The sequence below is a fragment of the Pseudomonas sp. GL-B-12 genome (genome assembly GCF_019955895.1).
In the GTDB taxonomy this organism is placed as follows: domain Bacteria; phylum Pseudomonadota; class Gammaproteobacteria; order Pseudomonadales; family Pseudomonadaceae; genus Aquipseudomonas.
Genome location: NZ_JAHBCX010000088.1, coordinates 79,575 through 103,699, shown reverse-complemented (window position 1 = coordinate 103,699; position 24,125 = coordinate 79,575). Strand labels below are relative to the sequence as shown.

At 60.5% G+C, this 24,125-nt stretch carries 18 protein-coding genes; 7 read left to right on the top strand and 11 right to left on the bottom strand.

Translation table 11 applies throughout. The annotated features are described in order from the left end of the window. Positions 1-65: 65 nt before the first annotated feature. On the bottom strand, positions 66-419 hold the full coding sequence (locus KGA85_RS30830; protein ID WP_223461001.1) for a hypothetical protein: 354 nt from the start codon (positions 417-419) through the stop codon (positions 66-68). A 504-nt stretch (positions 420-923) separates the two neighbouring features. On the opposite strand from KGA85_RS30830, the gene KGA85_RS30825 reads away from it, so the two are divergent. Next, a complete protein-coding gene (locus KGA85_RS30825; protein WP_223461003.1) occupies positions 924-5,819 on the top strand; it encodes an NAD-glutamate dehydrogenase in 4,896 nt (1,631 codons plus the stop codon). A gap of 256 nt (positions 5,820-6,075) precedes the next feature. On the opposite strand, the gene KGA85_RS30820 is transcribed toward KGA85_RS30825, so the two are convergent. The 4 genes from KGA85_RS30820 to KGA85_RS30805 form a co-directional block, all read right to left on the bottom strand. Further along, positions 6,076-6,786, bottom strand: coding sequence for an ATPase (locus KGA85_RS30820; protein WP_223461005.1), 711 nt, complete (start codon positions 6,784-6,786; stop codon positions 6,076-6,078). A 229-nt stretch (positions 6,787-7,015) separates the two neighbouring features. Continuing rightward, positions 7,016-7,426, bottom strand: a complete 411-nt coding sequence (locus KGA85_RS30815; RefSeq protein ID WP_223461007.1) for a cupin domain-containing protein — start codon at positions 7,424-7,426, stop codon at positions 7,016-7,018. A gap of 160 nt (positions 7,427-7,586) precedes the next feature. Continuing rightward, positions 7,587-7,880, bottom strand: a complete 294-nt coding sequence (locus KGA85_RS30810) for an antibiotic biosynthesis monooxygenase family protein (protein WP_223461009.1) — start codon at positions 7,878-7,880, stop codon at positions 7,587-7,589. Positions 7,881-8,003: 123 nt separating this feature from the next. Continuing rightward, positions 8,004-9,437 carry a PLP-dependent aminotransferase family protein gene (locus tag KGA85_RS30805; RefSeq protein WP_223461010.1) on the bottom strand — a complete coding sequence of 478 codons (1,434 nt, stop codon included), beginning with the start codon at positions 9,435-9,437 and terminating at the stop codon, positions 8,004-8,006. Between the two features lie 205 nt (positions 9,438-9,642). On the opposite strand from KGA85_RS30805, the gene KGA85_RS30800 reads away from it, so the two are divergent. From KGA85_RS30800 to KGA85_RS30790, 3 genes are all read left to right on the top strand, one after another. Continuing rightward, the gene (locus tag KGA85_RS30800; RefSeq protein ID WP_046037159.1) at positions 9,643-10,083 is read left to right on the top strand and encodes a carboxymuconolactone decarboxylase family protein; all 441 of its coding nucleotides are present in this window, start codon (positions 9,643-9,645) and stop codon (positions 10,081-10,083) included. A 73-nt stretch (positions 10,084-10,156) separates the two neighbouring features. Continuing rightward, positions 10,157-11,134 (top strand): LysR family transcriptional regulator, encoded by a 978-nt coding sequence (locus KGA85_RS30795; protein ID WP_223461012.1) that lies wholly within the window; start codon positions 10,157-10,159, stop codon positions 11,132-11,134. Between the two features lie 92 nt (positions 11,135-11,226). Next, positions 11,227-11,748 carry a GNAT family N-acetyltransferase gene (locus KGA85_RS30790; protein ID WP_223461014.1) on the top strand — a complete coding sequence of 174 codons (522 nt, stop codon included), beginning with the start codon at positions 11,227-11,229 and terminating at the stop codon, positions 11,746-11,748. A gap of 1 nt (position 11,749) precedes the next feature. Here the strand turns inward: KGA85_RS30790 and KGA85_RS30785 are convergent, their stop codons facing one another. Beyond that, positions 11,750-12,442, bottom strand: coding sequence for an aspartate/glutamate racemase family protein (locus tag KGA85_RS30785; RefSeq protein WP_223461016.1), 693 nt, complete (start codon positions 12,440-12,442; stop codon positions 11,750-11,752). A gap of 150 nt (positions 12,443-12,592) precedes the next feature. Here KGA85_RS30785 and KGA85_RS30780 point away from each other — a divergent pair, with 150 nt between their 5' ends. Continuing rightward, the gene (locus tag KGA85_RS30780; protein ID WP_223461018.1) at positions 12,593-13,087 is read left to right on the top strand and encodes a hypothetical protein; all 495 of its coding nucleotides are present in this window, start codon (positions 12,593-12,595) and stop codon (positions 13,085-13,087) included. A 57-nt stretch (positions 13,088-13,144) separates the two neighbouring features. Here the strand turns inward: KGA85_RS30780 and KGA85_RS30775 are convergent, their stop codons facing one another. Both KGA85_RS30775 and ccoN read right to left on the bottom strand, forming a co-directional pair. Next, positions 13,145-13,366, bottom strand: a complete 222-nt coding sequence (locus KGA85_RS30775) for a cbb3-type cytochrome c oxidase subunit 3 (RefSeq protein WP_223448729.1) — start codon at positions 13,364-13,366, stop codon at positions 13,145-13,147. Further along, a complete protein-coding gene (gene ccoN, locus KGA85_RS30770; protein WP_223461020.1) occupies positions 13,366-14,793 on the bottom strand; it encodes a cytochrome-c oxidase, cbb3-type subunit I in 1,428 nt (475 codons plus the stop codon). Before ccoN ends, KGA85_RS30775 begins: the two co-directional genes overlap by 1 nt. 239 nt (positions 14,794-15,032) lie before the next feature. Between ccoN and KGA85_RS30765 the strand changes: the two genes are divergently transcribed. Both KGA85_RS30765 and KGA85_RS30760 read left to right on the top strand, forming a co-directional pair. Next, a complete protein-coding gene (locus KGA85_RS30765; RefSeq protein ID WP_223461022.1) occupies positions 15,033-16,706 on the top strand; it encodes a nitrite/sulfite reductase in 1,674 nt (557 codons plus the stop codon). Next, positions 16,703-17,182: a DUF934 domain-containing protein gene (locus KGA85_RS30760; protein ID WP_223461024.1), complete on the top strand. Its 480-nt coding sequence runs from the start codon at positions 16,703-16,705 to the stop codon at positions 17,180-17,182. The genes KGA85_RS30765 and KGA85_RS30760 overlap by 4 nt, the downstream gene beginning before the upstream one ends. Before the next feature lie 135 nt (positions 17,183-17,317). Here KGA85_RS30760 and KGA85_RS30755 read toward each other — a convergent pair whose 3' ends face one another. The 3 genes from KGA85_RS30755 to KGA85_RS30745 all read right to left on the bottom strand — a co-directional run bounded on the left by KGA85_RS30755 (position 17,318) and on the right by KGA85_RS30745 (position 24,104). Further along, complete coding sequence (locus tag KGA85_RS30755) at positions 17,318-19,678, bottom strand: tetratricopeptide repeat protein (RefSeq protein ID WP_223461026.1); 2,361 nt, start codon at positions 19,676-19,678, stop codon at positions 17,318-17,320. 155 nt (positions 19,679-19,833) lie between these two features. Then, the gene (locus KGA85_RS30750; protein ID WP_223543634.1) at positions 19,834-22,347 is read right to left on the bottom strand and encodes a fused MFS/spermidine synthase; all 2,514 of its coding nucleotides are present in this window, start codon (positions 22,345-22,347) and stop codon (positions 19,834-19,836) included. 176 nt (positions 22,348-22,523) lie between these two features. Further along, a complete protein-coding gene (locus KGA85_RS30745; RefSeq protein WP_223532057.1) occupies positions 22,524-24,104 on the bottom strand; it encodes an arylsulfatase in 1,581 nt (526 codons plus the stop codon). Positions 24,105-24,125: the final 21 nt, after the last annotated feature.

Sequence of the window (24,125 nt, the reverse complement as noted above, 5' to 3'; positions counted from 1 at the left end):
TTTTCTACAGGTCACAGGGTGGCGGTGCTCTCTCGGGCCTCTTCGTCGGAACAGACACTGAGAACTCAGAGCTGACTGATATAGGTGCCAGTACCCTTAAGAATGTTCTGCAACGTTTCTTCTACTTCCGCCAGATCACCCGCATCGGTGCTATGGGTAATTTCCAGCACATCATCCCCATTCAACGCATCAGCATCCGCCGCCGCAATTTCAATCTTCAGCAGGGAAGGGCTGAGGGTGACTTTCACGCCATCCAGGGTCGAAGGCTCGCCGTCCAGAGTGATTTCCAGCTCGTCTTCATCCGGGTAGCGGCTCATCAGGAACATGTCGCCCTGGTCGCTGTGGCAGCAGAGCATGGCCATGTTGTCTTCTTCGTCGTCGCAAGGGTTGACGATCAAGAGGGCGGTTTTCATTTTCATGGGAAATTCCTGGCTCGACGGGCGTGGTAAACGCAACAAAGGGCGATTCTGCCAGCCCGCGCACATTTCTGCTCGTCCGAGTGTCGACGAGCGGGTCGTGGGCGGCCAGAGTGTTACTGGTCATTTCTGGTACGAATGTCCCGTAAAACCGGACGGAAAACCGTCATTTTCCTGTGCGAATGCTAGTGTTGTTCGATGCGCATGCCTTGAGCTGCGTACCGATGACCGAATATGTCGCAGCACCGCAAGCACGGGCCTTGCCGCACTGGTTAAGCTGCGCAACGGATGAGCACCCGTAAAGACATTGCGCTGCATGTGGCCCAGTCGTTTTTGCAGATGCCCATTCACGGAAGGTGAATGTGACCTGAGTGTCTCGTCCAGCTTCACCCACCTGTCACCCTGTTTCCTCTGCCCGAGAATCAGGACCAGGGTGACGGGTAGCCCCGAACAGGGGTTTTGCACGCGACGCTTCCATCAATAACAAGCCCAAGCGGAGTACCACAGATGGCGTTCTTCACCGCAGCCAGCAAAGCCGACTTCCAGCACCAACTGCAAGCGGCACTGGCGCAGCACATCAGTGAACAGGCACTGCCACAAGTGGCGCTGTTCGCTGAACAATTCTTCGGCATCATTTCCCTTGACGAGCTGACCCAGCGTCGGTTGTCCGACCTTGCTGGCTGCACCCTTTCTGCGTGGCGCCTGCTTGAGCGCTTCGATCACGCGCAGCCGCAAGTGCGCGTCTACAACCCCGATTACGAACGCCACGGCTGGCAGTCGACCCACACCGCGGTCGAAGTGCTGCACCACGACCTGCCATTCCTGGTGGACTCGGTGCGTACCGAGCTGAACCGCCGCGGCTACAGCATCCATACCCTGCAAACCACCGTGCTGAGCGTGCGTCGTGGCGGCAAGGGCGAGTTGCTGGAAATCCTGCCTAAAGGCACCCAGGGCGACGACATTCAGCAAGAGTCGCTGATGTACCTGGAAATCGACCGCTGCGCCAACACCGCCGAGCTCAATGTGCTGAGCAAAGAGCTGGAGCAGGTGCTCGGTGAAGTCCGCGTGGCCGTCGGCGATTTCGAGCCGATGAAGGCCAAGGTCCAGGACATCCTGACCATGCTGGACAACAGCCAGTTCGCCGTCGATGGCGACGAGAAGAACGAAATCAAGAGCTTCCTGGAATGGCTGGTGGGCAACCACTTCACCTTCCTCGGCTACGAAGAGTTCGTGGTCAGCGATGAAGCCGATGGCGGCCATATCGTCTACGACAAGGAATCCTTCCTCGGCCTGACCAAGCTGTTGCGTGCCGGCCTGACCTACGATGACCTGCGCATCGAAGACTACGCCGTGAACTACCTGCGCGAACCGACCCTGCTGTCGTTCGCCAAGGCTTCGCACCCAAGCCGTGTCCACCGTCCGGCTTACCCGGATTTCGTGTCGATCCGTGAAGTTGACGCCAACGGCAAGGTCATCAAGGAATGCCGTTTCATGGGCCTGTACACCTCGTCGGTGTATGGCGAGAGCGTGCGGGTGATCCCGTACATCCGCCGCAAGGTCGAGGAAATCGAACACCGTTCCGGCTTCCAGGCCAAGGCTCACCTGGGCAAGGAACTGGCGCAGGTGCTCGAAGTGCTGCCGCGCGACGACCTGTTCCAGACCCCGGTGGACGAGTTGTTCAGCACCGTGATGTCGATCGTGCAGATCCAGGAACGCAACAAGATTCGCGTGTTCCTGCGCAAAGACCCGTACGGCCGTTTCTGCTACTGCCTGGCCTACGTACCGCGTGACATCTATTCCACCGAAGTGCGCCAGAAGATCCAGCAAGTGCTGATGGATCGCCTGAAAGCGACCGATTGCGAGTTCTGGACCTTCTTCTCCGAGTCCGTGCTGGCTCGCGTGCAGCTGATCCTGCGCGTCGACCCGAAAAACCGCCTCGATATCGACCCGCTGCTGCTGGAAAAAGAAGTGGTGCAGGCCTGCCGCAGCTGGCAGGACGACTACGCCGCCCTGACCATTGAAAGCTTCGGTGAAGCCCACGGCACCAACGTGCTGGCTGACTTCCCGAAAGGCTTCCCGGCCGGTTACCGCGAGCGCTTCGCAGCCCACTCGGCTGTGGTCGACATGCAGCACCTGCTGAGCCTCAACGAAAAAAATCCGCTGGTGATGAGCTTCTACCAGCCGCTGGGCCAGGTTTCCGGCCAGCGCATGCTGCACTGCAAGCTGTACCACGCCGATACCCCGCTGGCGCTGTCGGACGTGCTGCCGATCCTGGAAAACCTCGGCCTGCGCGTGCTGGGTGAGTTCCCGTATCGCCTGCGCCACAACAGTGGCCGCGAGTTCTGGATTCACGATTTCGCGTTCACCGCCGCCGAAGGCCTGGAGCTCGACATCCAGCAACTCAACGACACGCTGCAGGACGCATTCGTCCACATCGTGCGAGGCGATGCCGAGAACGACGCGTTCAACCGTCTGGTACTGACCGCGGGCCTGCCATGGCGCGACGTGGCGCTGCTGCGTGCCTACGCCCGTTACATGAAGCAGATCCGTCTGGGCTTCGACCTGGGCTACATCGCCAGCACCCTGAACAACCACACCGATATCGCTCGCGAGTTGACCCGGTTGTTCAAGACCCGTTTCTACCTGGCGCGCAAGCTGACCGGCGACGATCTGGACGACAAGCAGCAACGCCTGGAACACGCGATTCACAGCGCCCTGGACGACGTCCAGGTACTGAACGAAGACCGCATCCTGCGTCGCTACCTGGACCTGATCAAGGCCACCCTGCGCACCAACTTCTACCAGACCGATGCCAACGGCAATAACAAGTCGTACTTCAGCTTCAAGTTCAACCCGCACTTGATTCCCGAACTGCCAAAGCCGGTACCGAAGTTCGAAATCTTCGTTTACTCGCCGCGCGTCGAAGGCGTGCACCTGCGCTTCGGCAACGTGGCTCGTGGTGGCCTGCGCTGGTCCGACCGTGAAGAAGACTTCCGTACCGAAGTCCTGGGCCTGGTAAAAGCCCAGCAAGTGAAGAACTCGGTGATCGTGCCGGTGGGTGCGAAGGGCGGCTTCCTGCCGCGTCGCCTGCCACTGGGCGGCAGCCGTGACGAGATCGCGGCCGAGGGCATCGCCTGCTACCGCATCTTCATTTCGGGCCTGTTGGACATCACCGACAACCTGAAAGACGGCGCCCTGGTACCACCGGCCAACGTCGTGCGTCATGACCACGATGACCCGTACCTGGTAGTGGCGGCGGACAAGGGCACTGCGACCTTCTCCGACATCGCCAACGGCATCGCCATCGACTACGGCTTCTGGCTGGGTGACGCGTTTGCGTCCGGTGGTTCGGCCGGTTACGACCACAAGAAGATGGGCATCACCGCCAAGGGCGCGTGGGTTGGCGTACAGCGCCACTTCCGCGAGCGCGGCATCAATGTCCAGGAAGACAACATCACCGTGGTGGGCGTCGGCGACATGGCCGGTGACGTGTTCGGTAACGGCTTGCTGATGTCCGACAAGCTGCAACTGGTCGCAGCGTTCAACCACCTGCACATCTTCATCGATCCGAACCCTGAACCAGCCAGCAGCTTCGCCGAGCGTCAGCGCCTGTTCGACCTGCCGCGTTCGGCCTGGTCGGACTACGACACCAGCCTGATGTCCGAAGGTGGCGGCATCTTCTCCCGTAGCGCGAAGAGCATTGCGATTTCCCCGCAAATGCAGGAACGCTTCGACATCAAGGCCGACAAGCTGACCCCGACCGAACTGCTGAACGCCTTGCTCAAGGCACCGGTGGATCTGCTGTGGAACGGCGGTATCGGTACTTACGTCAAGGCCAGCAGCGAAACCCACACCGATGTCGGCGACAAGGCCAACGATGCACTGCGCGTGAACGGCAACGAACTGCGCTGCAAAGTCGTGGGCGAGGGCGGTAACCTGGGCATGACCCAACTGGGTCGCGTCGAGTTCGGCCTCAATGGCGGCGGTTCCAACACCGACTTCATCGACAACGCCGGTGGTGTGGACTGCTCTGACCACGAAGTGAACATCAAGATCCTGCTGAACGAAGTGGTTCAGGCCGGCGACATGACCGACAAGCAACGTAACCAGTTGCTGGCGAGCATGACCGACGAAGTCGGTGGTCTGGTGCTGGGCAACAACTACAAGCAGACTCAGGCCCTGTCCCTGGCAGCCCGTCGCGCCTTGCCGCGGATTGCCGAATACAAGCGCCTGATGAACGACCTGGAAGGCCGTGGCAAGCTGGATCGCGCCATCGAGTTCCTGCCGGCCGAAGATGCCATCAACGAGCGCATCGCGGCTGGCCATGGCCTGACCCGTGCCGAGCTGTCGGTGCTGATCTCGTACAGCAAGATCGACCTCAAGGAGCAGTTGCTGGGCTCCCTGGTGCCGGACGACGACTACCTGACCCGCGACATGGAAACCGCTTTCCCGCCAACCCTGGTGAGCAAGTTCTCCGCGGCGATGCGTCGTCACCGTCTGAAGCGCGAAATCGTCAGCACCCAGATCGCCAACGATCTGGTCAACCACATGGGCATCACCTTCGTTCAGCGACTCAAAGAGTCGACCGGCATGAGCCCGGCGAACGTGGCTGGCGCTTATGTGATCGTGCGTGACATTTTCCATCTCCCGCACTGGTTCCGTCAGATCGAGAACCTGGACTACCAGGTCTCCGCCGACGTGCAATTGGAGCTGATGGATGAGCTGATGCGTCTGGGGCGTCGAGCCACGCGCTGGTTCCTGCGTGCCCGTCGCAACGAGCAAAACGCTGCACGTGACGTCGCGCACTTCGGTCCGCACCTGAAGGAGTTGGGTCTGAAGCTCGACGAGCTGCTCAGTGGCGAGATCCGTGAAACCTGGCAGAGCCGTTATCAGGCTTACGTCGAAGCCGGTGTTCCGGAGCTTCTGGCGCGTATGGTGGCTGGCACCTCGCACCTGTATACCCTGCTGCCGATCATCGAGGCTTCCGACGTGACTGGCCAGGACCCGGCAGAGGTGGCCAAGGCCTACTTCGCCGTGGGCAGCGCGCTGGACATCACCTGGTACATCCAACAGATCAGCGCTCTGCCGGTTGAAAACAACTGGCAGGCCCTGGCCCGTGAAGCGTTCCGTGATGACGTCGACTGGCAGCAACGCGCGATCACCATCTCGGTCCTGCAACAGGGCGACGGCACCCAGGACGTGGAAACACGGCTCTCCCTGTGGATGGCACAGCACGAGAGCATGATCGAACGCTGGCGCGTCATGCTGGTGGAAATTCGTGCCGCCAGCGGCACCGACTACGCCATGTACGCGGTGGCCAACCGCGAACTGCTGGACCTGGCGTTGAGCGGTCAAGCGGTAGTGCCTGCCGCTGTCGCCGCCGAGCTGGAACCGGCGGCCTGATCAGGCGCTGAATGAAAAAGCCCCGCATCGAGAGATGCGGGGCTTTTTTTTGCGTTCATTGTTGCTTCATGCGCAGTAGATACAGTTCGCGTTCTGAGTGATCGGCCCAGGTTTCAGGGCACAAGCGCTAGCTCCCTCGCCACGGGTTTCTCTCTGACTGAAGACACGCTTAAGTGAACAGCATTACCGTGAGCGCGGGGCCTTTTTGAGTTTCTGTGGTGACTGATCGGGCCTCTTCGCGAGCAGGCCTTCAGTTTCAATAAAACTTTTGGCCTGATTTTTTATCAAGCATCGACACATTACTTGTCGGGCTGGTCAGTAAATTACTGAGCGACTGGTCAAACTTTTGCAGCGCCCTGACTTGTACATTTTGTTGTTCGTTAATGTCCGCAACTATCTCTTCACTGCGTTTATAGTCGGCCCAAACCGGACTAAGTGCTTTGGCGTCATGCCCTTGTGCAGTACCGATGTAGTTAAAGTTCTTGTCGTAAAAATCCGCACTGACATCTGCCTGGATGTCTGAACTGCGCGAGGTCATCAGTTGGCTGCGGGTGTCGATTACCGCCATCACATCCGGTTTCGCCGCCCTGAGGCTCTGCATGTCCGGGTATACCGTGACCGAGCCGAATTGCCGCTGCAGGGAGGCCTTGACCCAATCCACGGCCATGTCCGGCCTGGAGGTGGCTACGTAGGCGTCATGAATCGGCTGCACCAGCAGGCTCTGGCCGAAACCGGTGCCGGCGTTGGCCTGGTAGTCCTGAAGATAGGCGCGGTTGGCCTGGGTATTCTGGCTGTAGACAATGCCCAGCGAGACATGGCTGCCGTTGGTAATGCTGGTGGCACCGCTACGGCCTACCGGCTCGGTGAAGATACCGTTCAGCGAAGAGACCGCCGTCGGCGCAGTGGGAATCGAACAGCCGGTTAAAACAACAGCCATGGTCAACGTACTGGCAAGCGCAAGTTTCATGGTGTTTCTCCAGTGAAACAACTTCAGAAGAAAGTTAAAGTTGCCGGTGTTATGCCGGCGGTGAGTCAAGACTAAACCCTGGATGATTTATTTAAATAGCCAATATCCACACTTGTCAGTCGACCAATAGTTTTGTTTGGTTTAAAAGTCTTCGGTTAATTGCGTGAGGAAATAAAAAGGCCCGAATCCGCGATTCGAGCCTTTTTATTTATAGCTGTACGTTCAGCCATCAGTGTTCCAGTGGGATCAACACTTTCTGGTCGGGGGCCAATACCATGAACACCAGCAACTTGACCGGCTTGGTTGCGCTGGCGTTTTTCGACACCATGTGTTCCGAACCCGCCGGCTCATACCAGAATTCTCCGGGCTTGTAGGTTTTCGCTGGCTGGCCCTTCACCTGGGAGGTGATTTCTCCGGAAATGACATAGGCCATGGTGGTGCCATCGTGTTTGTGGGCGATGGACGACTGACCGGGTTGGTAATCGACTTCGATCATCAGCGCTTTTTGGCCAGGGACGTTCTTCAGCATTTCGTCCTGCAAAACGGTGACCTTTTCCGAAGGGTCATGGGCAAAGGCCGATGCGGACACAATCAGGGCCAGGGCGGCAAGGGGGGCAGCACAGAAGCGCAACATGTTCATGGTTTTTTACCTGCGGTGGTTGGTTGTTGCAAACCACAGTAGTGCGCAAGCAGTAGCGGTTAAACAGCCAATATTCTGGAAGGCGGGGGGACCAATTGCAGAAGGGCCAACGGAGAAAAAATGATGGTGAGGGAGCAAGCTCCCTCACCACAGGAAATGGTTAAACGATCGGAAAACTGTTGAAGTCCACGGCATTGGCCAGTTGGCTATCGATCAGGCTGATGAAGCCCTGAACCTGCGGGCAGTTGAAATGCGATCGCATGGCCGCTTCCGATTGCCAGTGGGCGCTGACGGTCCAGCGATTGGTGTCCTCGGGGCAGCGGTCGACCATATAGGATTCGCAGCCGGGTAGTTCACGCAGGGTTTCGACGATCTTCTGCAGTTGCTTGCCCAGTTCATCCGAGCGGCCGGCGACGGCCTGCACCTGTACGGTATTGATCACTTCATGGGACATTGCTCACACTCCTGAATCAGGCCGGACGAATCCTGCTCATTGAGGGATAACGCCTATGCAGGATAGGCCCGGCCCCCGGGACCGCCAATAGCCAATTGCCGGATAAAGCCGCAGGCCAATCCGTCAGGCCACCTGCTGCAGGATGTCGCGCAAACGGTCCAGGGCGATGTCGATGTCGAGGGTTTCGATGGCGCCAAAACCGAAGAAAAGCCCGGCCCTGGGCGCTTGCTGATAGAAAAAGCTGTCGATGGCATAGAGCCCGACTTCGACTTTTTTCGCCAGTTCGATCACCAATGGAATATCCATCGACACTTTACACATCACCACCATGTGGAATCCGGCAGTGGATGGCACCGCCTCCAGCCAGGGCGAAAGATCGCCCGCCATGCGCGTCAGGATCCGTTCGCGACGCCCGGCATAGACCGTATGGCAGCGCCGGATGTGCTTGAGCAGGCAGCCTTCGGCGATGAACTTGGCCAGCGCCCATTGCGGCAGGGTCGAGGTGTGCAGGTCGGTGAGCTGTTTGGCGCGCACCACGGCCTCGAGGATCGCCGGCGGCAGGATGGCATAGCCGAGCCGCAGTTCCGGCAACAGGGTTTTGGAGAACGTCCCGACGTACGCGACGATCCCCCGTTCATCCATGCTTTGCAGGGAATCGGTGGGGCGGCCTTCATAGCGGAATTCGCTGTCGTAGTCGTCCTCGATGATGATCGCACCCAGCTCATGGGCCTTGACCAGCAGTGCTTCCCGGCGCGCCTGGCTCATCGGCATGCCCAGCGGGAACTGGTGCGACGGGGTGACGTAGATCAGGCGCGTGCCGCGAGGAATCTGCTCCACCACGATACCTTCGGCGTCCACCGGCACGCCAATCACCGTGGCGCCGTGGCTGCCGAACAGCAGGCGCGCCGGCGGGTAGCCGGGGTCCTCCATGGCGACCAGGCTGCCCGGACTGATCAGCACCCGGGCAATCAGGTCCAGCGCCTGCTGCGCGCCGTTGCACACCACCACATCCTCGTCCTGACAATTGACCCCGCGGGAGAACGCGATGTGCTGCGCAATGGCGTTACGCAGCGCCGGCAAGCCCTCGGGCAGGCTGTAGAGGCCCTTGGAACCGGCCATCTGGCGCAGCGCATGAGAGGTGCAGCGCCGCCAGTCATCCTGGGGAAACTGGCCCTTGCTGGTGGCGCCACCAATGAAGTCGTAGCGCAGCGAGCCTTCCAGGGTCGGGTGACGCAGAAACACCGGCAGGTTGCGCCAGGACTCGATCACCTCGAAGCCGCCAAGCTCGGTGTGGCTCTGTTTACGCTGCACCTTCGACGAGCGCGCGTTGACGTATGTGCCTTTGCCGACCACCCCGGTGAGGAAGTTTTCGTAGGTCAGCTGGGCGTAGGTATCGGAAATGGTTTTGCGCGAAATACCCAGTTGTTCGGCCAGCAAACGGCTGGGCGGCAGCTGCGTCCCGGCGCTCAGGCGTCCGGACTCGATGGCGCTGCGCAGTTGGTTGTACAGCTGGCCGGCCAGGTCCTTGCGGCCGTTGATGACAACATGTAGTTCCATACCGGCGAGGCTCCGGGGCTGTTGAGGCGCGTGTGCGTCGCGCAAGATTACCCTTATCCGCTTGTGGTACAGAAGTTGTGCAGTGGAAAAACCGTCCATTGGTCTGGTGGCGGTGGTCCCCGGGGAATTCGCCTGATTGGATCTGTCATGCCCCCGCGCCAGCGACTACCGTGAAGATCACCTCACGGCTGCACGAGATCGCTCCATGAACCCCCGTCTGGATTACTACAGCGCGTCCCCCAAAGCGATGAAGGCCATGATCGCCATGGAGGCCCTGACCAGCAGCCTGAGCATCGAGCAGGGCCTGCTGCACCTGATCAAGATCCGTGCTTCGCAGCTCAATGGCTGTGCCTTTTGCACCGACATGCACTCGGTGGATGCACGGCGCCTGGGCGAAAGCGACCGGCGTCTGTATTCCATTGTGGTCTGGCGCGACAGCAACTTTTTCAATCCGCGGGAAAGAGCTGCGCTGGCCTGGACCGAGGCGGTCACCTTGCTCTCCGAAAGCCATGTGCCAGACGATGTCTACACCCAAACCCGGGAGCAGTTCAGTGAAAGCGAAATGGTCGACCTGACCATCGCCGTCACCACCATCAACAGCTGGAATCGCCTGGCCGTGAGCTTCCGGCAGACACCCAGCGCCTGAGTCATTGTCACAGCAGGTTCATGAACGTTCTGCAGGATGCAACTGTCAGTGTCAGGTCGACAGGGAGTCTTCGATGTCAGTCATGGAAATCTGCGCCCAACAGGGTGCTGCCGAGTATCGTGTAGCCATCGATAAAAACGCGTCCTGGCGCCAATTGGCGGTGGCAATCGACCCCGAACTGGCGCTGTGTTTCACCGTCAGCGCCCGTTGCGGTTGTTTCATGCAGGCCGCCCGCAGTCTCAACATCAAGGCCACCCGCCTGCGCCGGCAACTGGTGCTGCTGGAAACGCAGCTCCGGTGTTCGCTGTTCAACCCTTCCGACAATGGTTTCAGCCTCAGCCGCGATGGCTTGCGCTTGCACGCACAATTGATCGCCCTGGCCCATGAGCGCAATTTGCCAGTGATCGAGCAGCCGTTGATTCGCCTGGCGGTGGCGGATTCGATCCTGCATGACATTCTCGGACGTGACCTGGTTGCACTGCTGCGGCGCAACGCCAGCGTGCGCCTGGACATCATCACGCTCGACAGCGAGTTGGCATTGCAGGCGGTCAGCGCCGACGTGGTGGTGTGGCTGGGTGAAACCGGATCGCCGTTACCGGGGCCAAGCTTTGCCACCACCGAACCCCGTCGTCTGGCGCAACTGGAATACCTGCCGCATATTGCCAAGCGCTACTCGCGGGTCGCTTCCAGGCCGGAATGCCTGGATGAACTGGCCGATTTTCTCTTGGTGCAATGGCGACAGGACAGTCAGGTTGAAAGCTTCCGGCCTTGGAATGCACTGGTGGATCAACGCCTGGCGGGGGCGGTGCAACTGCAATCCTACGGGCTGATGCTGGAGATGATCCGATGCAGCGCCTGCATCGGCCTGCTGCCGCACTACATGAGTCACTTCGACCGCGGGCTGATTGCCTTGCCGGGTTTGTTTGACCAGCCAATGCGGCGTCAGGTGTGGATGGCGGTCAATGCCTATTCCGGGGACGACGCGCAGGTGCGGATGATCGTCGAGTTGATCGAAAACACCTTCAGCGAGCGCCGGGAGTGGTTCGAATGAAGATAGCTTGAATAGACTGCAAGCCCCCTCGCCACAAAGGTTTTGTTCGTTATAGAGTGAACGGCCATGTCTGCTTCAAGGATGATTCACCCATGCCAACCACCGAACCCGTCATCACCCTCGAACGCTTCAACGAATCCCATATCGAAGGCATTGCGGCGCTGTACAACGATCCGGCAATCGCCCGTCAAACCCTGCAAATGCCGTTTCAGTCCTCCGAGCTCTGGCGCAGTCGCCTTGCGCTGGATAACGAACGCTTGGTGAAAGTGGTGGCCCTGCATCAGGGCACGGTTATCGGCAACATTGGCCTGGAGCAGTTCTCACGCATACGCCGCAGCCATGCCGGCAGTTTCGGCATGGGCGTTGCGGTGGCGTGGCAGGGCAAGGGCGTAGGGTCGAAGCTGCTCGCAACAGCATTGGATATTGCCGACAACTGGATGAATCTGCAGCGCATCGAGCTTTCGGTGTATGCCGACAACGAAGCGGCCATTGCCCTGTACTGCAAGTTCGGCTTCGAAACCGAGGGCCTGTTCCGTGATTACGCCGTGCGCGACGGCGTGCTGGTGGACACCTTGAGCATGGCGCGCCTGCGCCGCCCGCCCAAGGCCGGTTGAGTCAGTCGCCCAGGGCGAACGCCACCGCAGCTTGCGCATGCAGCTCGGTGGTGTCGAGCAAGGGCAGGGCACTGTGTTCGGGTTTGATCAGCAAGCCAATTTCCGTGCAACCAAGGATGATCGCCTGGGCGCCGCGCTGTGCCAGTGATGCGATGACCTGCTGATACACCCGGCGAGAGGCTTCGCTGATGACGCCGACGCACAACTCGTCGTAGATGATCCGGTGCACGGCCTGACGCTCCTCGGTCTCCGGTACCAGCACGGTCAAGCCCCGGGCGGCGAGGCGTTCCTTGAGGAAGTCCTGTTCCATGGTGAACGCGGTGCCCAGCAAGCCCACCTTCAATGCACCGGCCTCGACCGCGGCCTGAGCGGCCGGATCGGCGATGTGCAGGAAGGGAATGTCGATGGCCGCCTGAATCTGCCCGGCGACCTTGTGCATGGTGTTGGTGCACAACACCACGCAATCGGCTCCGCCCGCCTGCAAGCGCTGCGCGGCATCCACCAGGATCAGTGCCGCATCGTCCCAGCGACCGGCGTGCTGGGCCTGTTCGACAGGGCCGAAGTCGACGCTGTACATGAGCAATTTCGCCGAACGCAACGGCCCGAGGCGCTCGCGTACCTGCTGGTTGATCAGGCGGTAATACTCGGCGCTGGACTCCCAGCTCATGCCGCCGATCAGGCCGATGGTGCGCATATCGTGCTCCGTTTGTCAGGTGAAGTGCGCACCTACAGTGCCCGCGATTACGCGACGGTGCAAACTGTCGTCAGGTTTTAGTCGTACGCAGCGTGCGGGCATCTGCCATGCTCCAGGTCCGCAACACCGGTCTATTCAGGGAACACCGCTATGGACGATGTACAGCAACTGGGCGAAATGCTTCGCCACTACGCCGAAAGCGAAGCGCACAAAAAGCAAGTGTTCGAGTCGCAATCGGCCGAGTGGGCGAAGCGCATTGGTGCGCTGTTCGAGCAGATCCAGCAGTGGCTGGAACCGGTCAAGGCACCTAACCTGCTTGAAGTGAACCGCGAAGTGTATGTCGCGTCGGGGCCGAGTGTTCCGGTGGAGACCTCTGCATTCAAGACCGAAAAGCTGAGCATCCTGATCGCTGGCAAACCGGTGGAATTCGTGCCGGAGGTGATGGGTGTCGGCGGGCAGATTTCCGTGGCGGTGATGGGCTTTACAGCAGCACGTTATGGCAGCGTGTCACTGGTGTGCCTGCCGCCATCCACTGGCTGGCAGTGGCGCAAGACCAATGGCTTGAAAGACCCGGACACTTTTGAGTTCGATGCAAACTTCCTGGCGCAACAACTGCAAAGCCTGATTCCCCGGGAGCGTACCTGAAATCTCGACATACAACCCTGTGGAAGCGAGCTTGCTCCCACAGAAATCGGTGCTACATCAAATATCCAGGGTTCCCCAATCCGGTTTCGCCTCTTCCGGCGGCAGTGTTCTAACGGTTTTCCCGGTCGCCAATTCCACCCGCCGCGCCACTTCCGGGTCATCCGCAAACGGGATCAGGCTCGCATCGTCCAGGCTCTCGGCGGTCTGGTGGCGCAGACAATACTCGATGGCGAACCACAAAAATGCCACACCCAGAATGTTCAATATGACTTCAATCATCAGGCTAACCGCGCCTCGCGTTCGGCCATCGCCACGTCCGTTACCCGCACCGTGCGCCACACGTTGTAGGCCATCAGCAGCATGCCACTGAGGAAGAACACCCCGCCGGCAAAGCGCACGACGAATCCCGGATGGCTGGCCTGCAAGGCTTCGACGAAGGAGTAGGTCAGCGTGCCGTCATCGTTGATCGCGCGCCACATCAGGCCCTGGGTGATGCCGTTGACCCACATCGAGGCGATGTACAGCACGGTGCCGATGGTTGCCAGCCAAAAGTGCAGGTTGATCAGCGGCGTGCTGTGCATCTGATCGCGTCCGAATACCTTCGGCACCATGTGATAGGTCGCACCGAAGGTAATCATCGCCACCCAGCCCAGCGCCCCGGCGTGCACGTGGCCGATGGTCCAGTCGGTATAGTGGGAGAGAGCGTTGACGGTCTTGATCGCCATCATCGGCCCTTCGAAGGTCGACATGCCGTAGAAGGCCAGGGACAGCACCAGGAAACGCAGGATCGGGTCGGTGCGCAACTTATGCCAGGCACCGGACAGGGTCATCATACCGTTGATCATCCCGCCCCAACTCGGCGCCAGCAGGATCAGCGACATGGCCATGCCCAGCGACTGCGCCCAGTCCGGCAGCGCGGTGTAGTGCAAGTGGTGCGGGCCGGCCCAGATGTACAAGGTGATCAGCGCCCAGAAGTGCACAATTGACAGGCGATAGGAATACACCGGCCGGCCCACCTGTTTCGGCACGAAGTAATACATCATCCCCAGGAAACCGGTGGTCAGGAAAAAGCCCACGGCATTGTGCCCGTACCACCATTGCACCATGGCGTCGGTGGCCCCGGAATACACCGGATAGGACTTGAACCAGTCGACTGGAATCGACAGGTGATTGACCACGTGCAGCATGGCGATGACCACGATGAATGCACCGAAGAACCAGTTGCCGACGTAGATGTGTTTGGTCTTGCGTTGCACTACGGTAGTGAAAAACACCACGGCGTATGCAATCCAGACCACGGTCATCCACACCGCGCCGGTGAATTCGATTTCGGCGTATTCCTTGGTGGTGGTGTAGCCCAGCGGCAGGGTGATCAGCATCACCACAATCACCGACTGCCAGCCCCAGAACGTGAAGGCGGCGAGTGTGTCCGAGAACAGCCGCACCTGGCAGGTACGCTGCACCGCGTAATAGCTGGCGGCGAATTGCGCGCTGCCGGCGAAACCGAAAATCACCAGGCTGGTGTGCAGCGGGCGCAAGCGGCCGAAGGTGGTCCACGGCAGGTCCAGGTTCATCTGCGGCCACACCAGTTGCGAGGCGATCCACACGCCCATCGCCATCCCCACGACACCCCAGATCACGGTCGCCACGATGAATTGGCGGACGACCTTGTAGTTATAGGCCTGTCCGATAGTTGTTGTGCTCATGATCGATGCTTCCACGGTTGCAATGACGTGCACTGTAAAAACCGTGGCGAAAACAAAACAGGCTCAGGAATATTTCATTTGTGCGGATCAGATAAGTTGCGCTGCTGCGGCGATCTTAAACGCTCTGATACGGTTTTTAACGATTCAGGTGAATCTGTAACACGCTGCACCGCTGGCGCATAGTCGCTCTTATGAACGAGCCACAGAGCCCGATGCCCCGCAATCCTGATGAGGTAGCTATGTATCAATACGATGATTACGATCGGGCACTGGTGCTCGAACGGGTTGCGCAGTTTCGCGATCAGGTCGAGCGCTTCATGGCCGGTGAGCTGAACGAAGAAGAGTTCCTGCCGTTGCGCCTGCAGAACGGCCTGTACATGCAAAAGCACGCCTACATGCTGCGGGTGGCGATTCCCTACGGCACGCTGAGTGCACGGCAGATGCGTACGTTGGCGAGCATCGCCCGGGATTATGATCGCGGCTACGGTCATTTCACCACCCGGCAGAACATGCAGTTCAACTGGATCGAACTGGCTCAGGTGCCGGACATCCTCGAACGCCTGGCCGAGGTGGAAATGCATGCGATCCAGACCTCCGGCAACTGCGTGCGCAACATCACCACCGAAGCCTTTGCCGGGGTTGCGGCCGACGAAATGATTGACCCGCGACCGTTGGCGGAAATTCTGCGGCAGTGGTCGACCATCAACCCGGAATTCCTGTTTCTGCCGCGCAAGTTCAAGATCGCCATCTGCTCGGCCGAGCAGGACCGCGCGGCGATCATGATGCATGACATCGGCCTTTATCTTTACCCAGGTTTCGAAGGACACATGCTCCTGCGAGTCATGGTGGGCGGCGGTCTGGGGCGCACGCCGATCCTCGGCTTGCAGATCCGCGAAGGCTTGCCGTGGCAGCACCTGCTGTCTTACGTAGAGGCGGTGCTGCGGGTGTATAACCGCCATGGCCGGCGGGACAACAAGTACAAGGCGCGAATCAAGATTCTGGTCAAAGCCTTGGGTATCGAGGCCTTCGCCCGGGAAGTGGAGCAAGAGTGGCAGTACCTCAAGGACGGCCCGGCGCAACTGACCCTTGACGAGTTCGAGCGTGTGGCCAGTGCGTTCGTCGCACCGCCATATCGTGATCTGTCCGACACCCATCTCGATTTCGGCACGCACCTGGCCGAAAACCCGGCGTTCGCTCGTTGGGTGCAGCGTAATGTGCAGCCGCACAAAATATCGGGCTATGCCAGCGTGGTGTTGTCGACCAAGCCCGGCAGCGCTGCGCCACCGGGCGATGTCACTACCGGACAGATGGAGGCGGTGGCCGAGTGGTCCGAACGCTTCGGCTTCGGTGAAATCCGCATTGCCCATGAGCAGAATATCGTCCTTCCTGACGTGTCCAAGGCCGATCTATTCACCCTGTGGCGCCTGGCCTGCGGACACAATCTGGGCAGTGCCAACGCCGGATTGCTCACCGACATCATCGCCTGCCCCGGTGGCGACTTCTGCGCGCTGGCCAACGCCAAGTCGATCCCCATCGCCAAGGCTATTGCCGCACGCTTCGAAGACCTCGACTACCTGCACGACCTGGGCGACATCAGCCTCAATATCTCTGGCTGCATGAATGCCTGCGGTCACCATCACATCGGCAACATCGGCATTCTGGGGGTCGATAAGAACGGCGCCGAGTGGTACCAGATCACCCTCGGCGGAGCCCAGGGCAAGCACAGCGCGTTGGGCAAGGTCATTGGCCCGTCCTTCAGCGCCGCCGAAGTGCCCGAGGTGATCGAGCGCATCATCGACACCTTCGTGCGTTATCGCGAGAGCGAAGAACTGTTCGTCGACGCCTTCCAACGGATCGGGCTAGAGCCGTTCAAGGAGGCGGTATATGCGAAAGTGCTGGAGGTGTCGGCATGAACAATCTGTTGCGGCTGGAAGAGGGCATGGCGCGGATTGTCGCGGATGATCCGTGGAAGCTCGTGCGCGACCCGCAAGCACCGCTGCCCGTGGGTGCCGCGATTCTGCCGCTGAGCCGTTGGCTGGAAAACCCGTCGCAAAGCGGCGTGTGGCTGGGGCCGGACGATGAAGTGGAAAGCCTTCAGCCATGGTTTGCTCAACTGCCCTTGATCGCCCTGGATTTTCCGAGCTTTCGCGATGGCCGCGGGTACAGTCAGGCGTATCTGCTGCGCACGCGATTGGGCTGGGCCGGCGAGTTGCGCGCCATCGGCGATGTCTTGCGCGATCAACTCAGCCACATGCGCCAATGCGGTTTCGACAGCTTTGCCGTACGTGAAGACAAATCCGCAGAAGATGCATTGAAGGGATTGGCGGGGATGAGCGTGTTGTACGGGCGTTCGGTGATTGAGCCGCGGCCGTTGTTCAGGCGCCGCTGAATTCGGTCCCTGTAGGAGCGAGCTTGCTCCGGGCGGCGCTCCGACGATGGACGTCAACGAAAACGCGATTTTTTTGGATAAACGCGTCGCCTGTAACGCCATCGCGAGCAAGCTCGCTCCTACAAGAATCTCCCGTCACTTCAACGCCGGATCCCCCATGTTCATTTTCTTCCAGCCCTGCAACAGCACTTGCGCCTTGGGTTCCTGGCCGTTGTCCAGGTAGTACTGGATCAGCGACAGCCGTGCATTGCGGTTGGCCGGTTGTTCTTTCAACAGCCGTTCCAGTTCTGCGCACGCCTGGTCAATCTTGCCGCTGTCATGCAGGGCCACCGCCAGCACGTAACCGAACTGTCCGCTCTGCGGTTCCAGTTGCGCGGCCTTGCGCAGGTACGGCATGGCTTGAGCGGCCTGGCCCGCACGAATCAGCGCCAGGCCCTGGGTGTGTTGCAGCAGACCTGAGTCGGGGTGGTCCTTGAGGCTTTGCGCCAGCAGGGCATGGGCTTCCTGACGGCGACCGTTGGCCTCCAGCCATTGCACCAGGGTGACCAGCGCCGGGTAGAAGTCCGGATCGCGCTGCAGGGCGGTACGCAGCAAAGCTTCGACTTCTACGCTGCGGCCATCGGCCTGATAGAGCATGGCCAGGTTCAGGTTGGCCTCGGCACGTTCGGGCAGGCTCTTTTGCACCGCTTCATATTCGGCGATGGCGGCATTCCAGCTGTCCTGGGCGCTGTCCAAACCATTGCGCGCCACGCTGAGCAGGTCCCGGGCGACGGCGATGCGCACGGCCCGCACCGGGTCGCTCAGCAACGGCGTGAGCAATGGCGCGCGCTCCGCTGGCGGCAGGAACGCACTGACTGCTCGCACCGCGCTCTCGCGGACCTGTGGCGCCGGGTTGCTCAGGTCCTTGGTGGCCAGTTTCAACGCCTGTTCGCTCGGGTATGCCGGCAGTTCGGCCAGCAGCGTCGCCCGTTGAATCGCTGGCAGGTTGCTGCGTTGCAGTTGCTCGAACAATGCCTGGGCGGCGCCGGCCTGACCGTTGCGAATCAGCCACAGGCTCTCGTCGTAGCGAGGGGCTTGTACCGCGCTGGCGTTGGCGGTGTTCCACAGCTTGAACTGCTCGGTGACCTTGTCGCCGGCCTTGCCTTGGTGGCAGGTCAGGCAGGCGTCAGGCGTCCCTAGCTTTTTCGCCCGCTCAGGGTTGGGGATGCTGAAGCTGTGGTCATGCCGGAAGTCGTTGCCCATGTAGAACTTGCCGGGCATGTGGCAATCCACGCACTGCGAACCCGGCTGGCCCACGGTGTGGCGAGTGTGTTCGATGGAATCGTAGTTCTTCGCTTGCAGGCCTTTGTCGTCGACACCTTCCACAGTGGTTTTGCCGGCGGTGTTGTGACATTGCAGACACACGCCATTACCTGGCGCCTTTAGCTGCGTGCTGTGCGGGTTGTGGCAATTGCTGCAACGCACGCCCTTGTCGGACATTTTGCTTTGGGCAAAGGAGCCGTGTTCGAACACTTCGTCCTTGATCTTGCCGTCCAGCGCGTACAGTTCGCGGGTCAGGACGCTCGGCAGGTAGTCGTCCATCAGCCGCTTGCCGACCGTGTAGCCATCGTCCAAGGGGGCGCGGCGCGAGTGGCAGCGGGCGCAGGTTTCGATTTCGACGCTGGCGTTCTTGTCCTTGAGATCGACGGCAAACCCGGCATGGATCAGGTCGGTTTTCTTCGCCGTCCACTCCAGGTGATTGGACGCCGGCCCATGGCAGGCCTGGCAGCCGACGCCGAGGCTGTTCCAGTGGCTGTCGAAGGTGTTTTTCGCCGCATCGAAATTGCGCTTGTAACCGGTGGTGTGGCATTCGACGCACATGAAGTTGGCGTTCTGGCTCGGCTTGCTCCAGTGCAGCGGGTTCTTGAACGTCACGCCCTGGCCCGGATAGAGGTGAAACCAGCGGTGCTTCTCGGTATCCCAGGCCACCGCGAGGGCCTGCAAGCGGCCTTCGCCGACCTCGATCAGGTATTGCTGCAAGGGGGCGATGCCAAAGGTATAGGCCACCTTGAAATCGGCATTCTTGCCATCGATACCTGGCGTGTTGACCCAGAATTCGTCGCCTTTGCGCGAGAACACCGTGGTCTCTTTTTCGGCCTTGAAGGTGACGTTGTTGAAGTCGCCGAGCAGGGTGTCCGCGTTGGCTTGCTGCATCGCCAGTTGGTGATGGGAGCCTTGCCAGTCCTTGACCTGCTCGCCGTGGCAGCCCTGGCATTGTTGCTCATCGACCATTTTCGCCGGCTTGACAGCGACCGGTTGCGGTTTGGCCGGTTGCACGGCAGGGGCGCTGACGGGGACTGGCTTGAGCGGCGTCGGTGTACTGCCCAGCAAAAACCAGCCGATGCCCGCCACAGCCAGCAGCAGGATGCCGATGGTGACAGGGAACAGATAACGGTTGATCAGGGTCGGTTGCGAATCAGGGTTTGGGGTTGCAGCTTTATTTTTATGGTTCGGCATTGCGACTTCCATGGTCCAGGTGCGTTTGCCTTGCGGCGCGCGATGAAGCTTGATGCAGCTTTGTCGGATGGTCGGCGTCTGTCAAATGGCAGATGCTGTGAAGCTGATGGCCCCTTCGCGGGCTTGCCCGCGAAGGCGATCTATCAGGCACCCAATCACTCCCCGACAAACCACCGGTAATACGGATTCCCCGCATCCCCGCGCATCACCTCGCGCATATCCCTGGCCCAAGCGTCACGGTCACCGTCGTAGGCATGCAGGCTCGCGCGATAGAACTGCATCAGGCGTTGTTGCTGGGTGTTCATGCGCTCGATGAACCCGGCGTCGGCGTTCAACACGGCTGGCGGCTGGTGCAAGTCGAGCAGGGCGGGCAACACGCGGCTGATCTCTTTTGAGCGAACCCACGGCGCGTATTCGATCCTGGGCTGATCGTCCGTCACCGGTTGCGCGTCGCCAGCGAAGCGTTCCAGCCCCGCACGGTCAGTCACCCAGGTGGCGAGCAGCGCCGCGGCCGAACCGACGCCGACATCCTGTAAGGTGCTGCGCACGCTGTCTTGCTGGAAGCGTGCGTTGATCTTCGCCGCATCCAGTTCAATTGGCTCCATCGAACCCACCAGCAGCATCTCGTGGAATTCGCTGGTCCACAGGGTCGCGTAAGGGAACACGTCGAGGAGGCTGCGCACCAATGAGCGCGAGTCGTCAATGTTCTGCGTCGGCAGCGGCAGCCATTGGGCGACCAGGCCTTGTTTGTGCAAACGGCTGGCGGCCAGTTGGTAGAAGTCCCGGGAATACAGGTTGACCACGCCGACAGCGGAGGGCGGTGGCGGTTCGAGGGTGATCAGGTCGTAGCGTTGCGGATTGCGCAGCAGTTCCTGGCGACCGTCACGCAAGCGCACATCGACCCCCGGATCGGCCGCGGCATTGAAATTGCCCTTGAACAAAGGTGCTGCCTTGATCACCGAAGGCAGCAGTTCGGCGACCACGCGATGTTCCAGGCCGGGGTAGCGGGTCAGGGCGCCCGCGGTGATGCCGGTACCGAAACCGATCACCAGTGCCGAGCGCGGCTCACCGTTGTGGATCAGCAGGGGCAGCAGCGCCTGGATCCGCATGTAGCGCAGGGACGGCATGGCGTCGCCGGTATTGGACACGCCCTGAATGTACAAGCGCTGGAATGCTCTTTCGCCCTTGCCCTGGGATACCACGGCGACGGTCCCGCCACGGCCTTCTTCGTAGAACGTCAGCGTGCCATTGCGCGCCCCGGGCAGCAGGCTGGCGAGCTTGTTGACCGGCGTGAACACGGCGAGTGCCAGCGACACCAGGCCGATTGTGACCACCGCCTGACGTCGACCTTTCTTCACCCCATGGCCCTTGTGCACGGCGAGGTATGCGATACCGGCGGCGATCATCGCCAGCAGGCCCAGAGTCCGTACCAGACCCAGCATCGGGATCAGGACAAAACCGCAAAGCATTACGCCGATGATGCCGCCAAGGGTATTGAACGCGACGACTTCGCCGACATGGCGCCCCACCTGTTCACCGCCGACGCTCAAGCGCAGGGCCAACGGGAAAGCCGCACCCAGCAACAGGGTCGGTACAAACACGATGCTCAAGGCGGCCACTGCAAACCGCGTGCTCATGCCCGACAGTTCACTGCCGCCCAATGCCAATACCCAGGATTCGGCCAGGGTTTGTGCAAGCACCAGCCAGCGTCCGAGCAACGCCACTTCCAGCAAAGCAATCACTCCGGCTGCGGCAATCAGCAAACCGAACACCCCCCAGGGATCGCGCAGGCGATCGACCCGACGGGCCAGCAGCATGCTGCCCAGGAACAACCCGGTGAGGTAAGTGGCCAGCACCACGGCAAAGGCGTAGGTACGGGTGCTCATGAACTGCACGATCGATTGCGACCACACCACTTCGTAGCCCAGGGCCACACCGCCGGCAATGGAGTACAGCCACAGGGCCAGGCGGTCGGGGGCTTTTTCACTGTGATGTTTCACCGGGGCATTGACGGGTGTCACGCGCTGGCGCTGGAGCCACAAGGCCCCTGCGGCAGCCAGCAGGTTCAGCATGGCGGCGGCCAGCGCGCTGCCGCGCACGCCGAGGGTAGCAATCAGCACGAACGCGGCGAGCAGGGTGCCGGCAATGGCCCCGGCGGTGTTCGCCGCATACAGTTGCCCGCCGGCCTTGCCCAGGTGTTGCGGGTCAGTGGCCAGGGAACGAACCAGCACCGGCAAGGTGCCGCCCATCAACAGCGCGGGAATGCCCACCAGCGCGAACGGCAGTACCCAGGCCAGCAAACCCACGTGTTCTTCCAGCCAGGCAAAGGGGCTGGCCGCCAGGCTCATGGCGAACGTCGCGCCGACACCGAGTATCGCCACCAGCACTTCCAGCCCGGCGTACAGCACAACCGGTTGCTGCATCCGGTCCGCCCAGCGGCCGAACAGCAAGCCGCCCAGGGCCAGCCCGGCGAAAAACGCGCTGATCCCGGTGGTGATGGCATAGACCTCGACGCCCACCACCAACGACAGCTGCTTGATCCACAGCACCTGATACACCAGCGCGGCGGCGCCGGAGACAAACAGCAACAGGGCGGGGATCAACAGCGCCGGGGAGGTGACTTGAGGGGCAGGTATGGCCGACGACTTGCTGGCGACACGTGAGGTCATTGCGGATTGCCTTGTTCCGGTACGTAAAAACAATGACTGATGGATCTGAGTCAGTCAGATAATTTCAAACCTTACAAACCTATTGTGGCGAGGGGGCTTGCCCCCTCGCCACAGAGTCCAGTGTTCGCCATGAATAAGTCCGCTCGCCAATGAAGGCGAGCGGTGGTCCAGCGGTCTTACTGTGCAGCTTTCATTTTTTCAGCGATTTTGGCGTCTACCGCAGCACGGATCTGGTCGATGCTGAAGCTGGCCGGTTTCTGGCTAGGTGGATAGTCGATGAAGGTTTGCAGGAATGCCGCCGATTTGCCCACGGCAACCGCAGCCAGGTAGACGTTCTTGGTTTGCCAATCGTAATACTGATCGGAAACCACGTCGGCCCGCTCGTACGGGTCCATGCGCAGGTTGAAGATCTTCGGTACGCGCAGGCAAACGAACGGTTCGCTCCAGACCTTGAACCCGCCCGGTGCGCGCTGCTCGCAGAACACGGCTTTCCAGTTGTCGAAACGCATGGAAACCAGCATGCCGTCGTCGTTGAAGTAGTAGAACTCCTTGCGCTCGCCTTTAGGCTGTTGGCCGGTCAGGTAAGGCATTTGGTTGTAGCCGTCCAGGTGAACCTTGAAATTGCTGCCGCCAGACGTTGGAGCCCAGCCCTTGAGCAGTTTTTCCTTTACCTCGGCATCACCTGCCGCCGCGAGCAAGGTCGGGAACCAGTCAAGCCCCGAGAACATCTCGTTCGAGACCTCACCCGGCTTGATCTTGCCAGGCCAGCGAATCATCGCCGGAACCCGGTAGGCACCTTCCCAGTTGGAGTTCTTCTCGTTACGGAACGGCGTGGTCGCCGCGTCCGGCCAGGAGAACTGGTTCGGGCCGTTGTCGGTGGTGTAGACGACGATGGTGTTGTCGGTGATCTTCAGGTCGTCGAGGGTTTTCAGCAGTTTGCCGACGTCGCCGTCGTGCTCGATCATGCCGTCGGCGTAATCGTTGCCGGGCATGCCGCTCTGGCCCTTCATCGACTCGCGCACGTGGGTGAACAAGTGCATGCGGGTGGTGTTCATCCAGACGAAGAACGGTTTGTCCGCCTTGGCCTGTTTCTCGATGAACGCTTGTGCGGCGGCGGTGGTTTCGTCGTCGATGGTTTCCATGCGCTTGGTGTTCAGCGGGCCGGTGTCTTCGATCTTGCCGTCAGCGAAGCTATGGATCACGCCACGCGGGGTGTTGGCCTTGACGAAGGCAGCGTCGTCCTTGGGCCAGTACGGGCGTTCAGGCTCTTCTTCAGCGTTGAGGTGGTACAGGTTGCCGAAGAACTCGTCGAAACCGTGGTTGGTCGGCAGGTATTCATCCTTGTCGCCCAAGTGGTTCTTGCCGAACTGGCCGGTGGCGTAGCCCTGTGACTTGAGTGCCTGGGCAATGGTGATGTCACGCTTTTGCAAACCCACCGGAGCACCCGGGATGCCGACTTTCGACAAGCCGGTGCGCAATGGTGTCTGGCCAGTGATAAACGATGACCGTCCGGCCGTGCAGCTGTTCTCCGCGTAATAGTCGGTGAACATCATGCCTTCTTTGGCGATGCGGTCGATGTTCGGAGTCTTGTAGCCGACCACGCCCATGGAATAGGCGCTGATGTTGGTCTGGCCGATATCGTCGCCGAAGATCACGAGAATGTTGGGTTTTTCGGCGGCCCCGGCAGTTGCCGAAATCGCCATGACCGACGCTGCCACAAAGGCGAGTTTCGGTATCCACTTACGTATGCGAGTCATCTGACTGGCTCCTTATGCTCA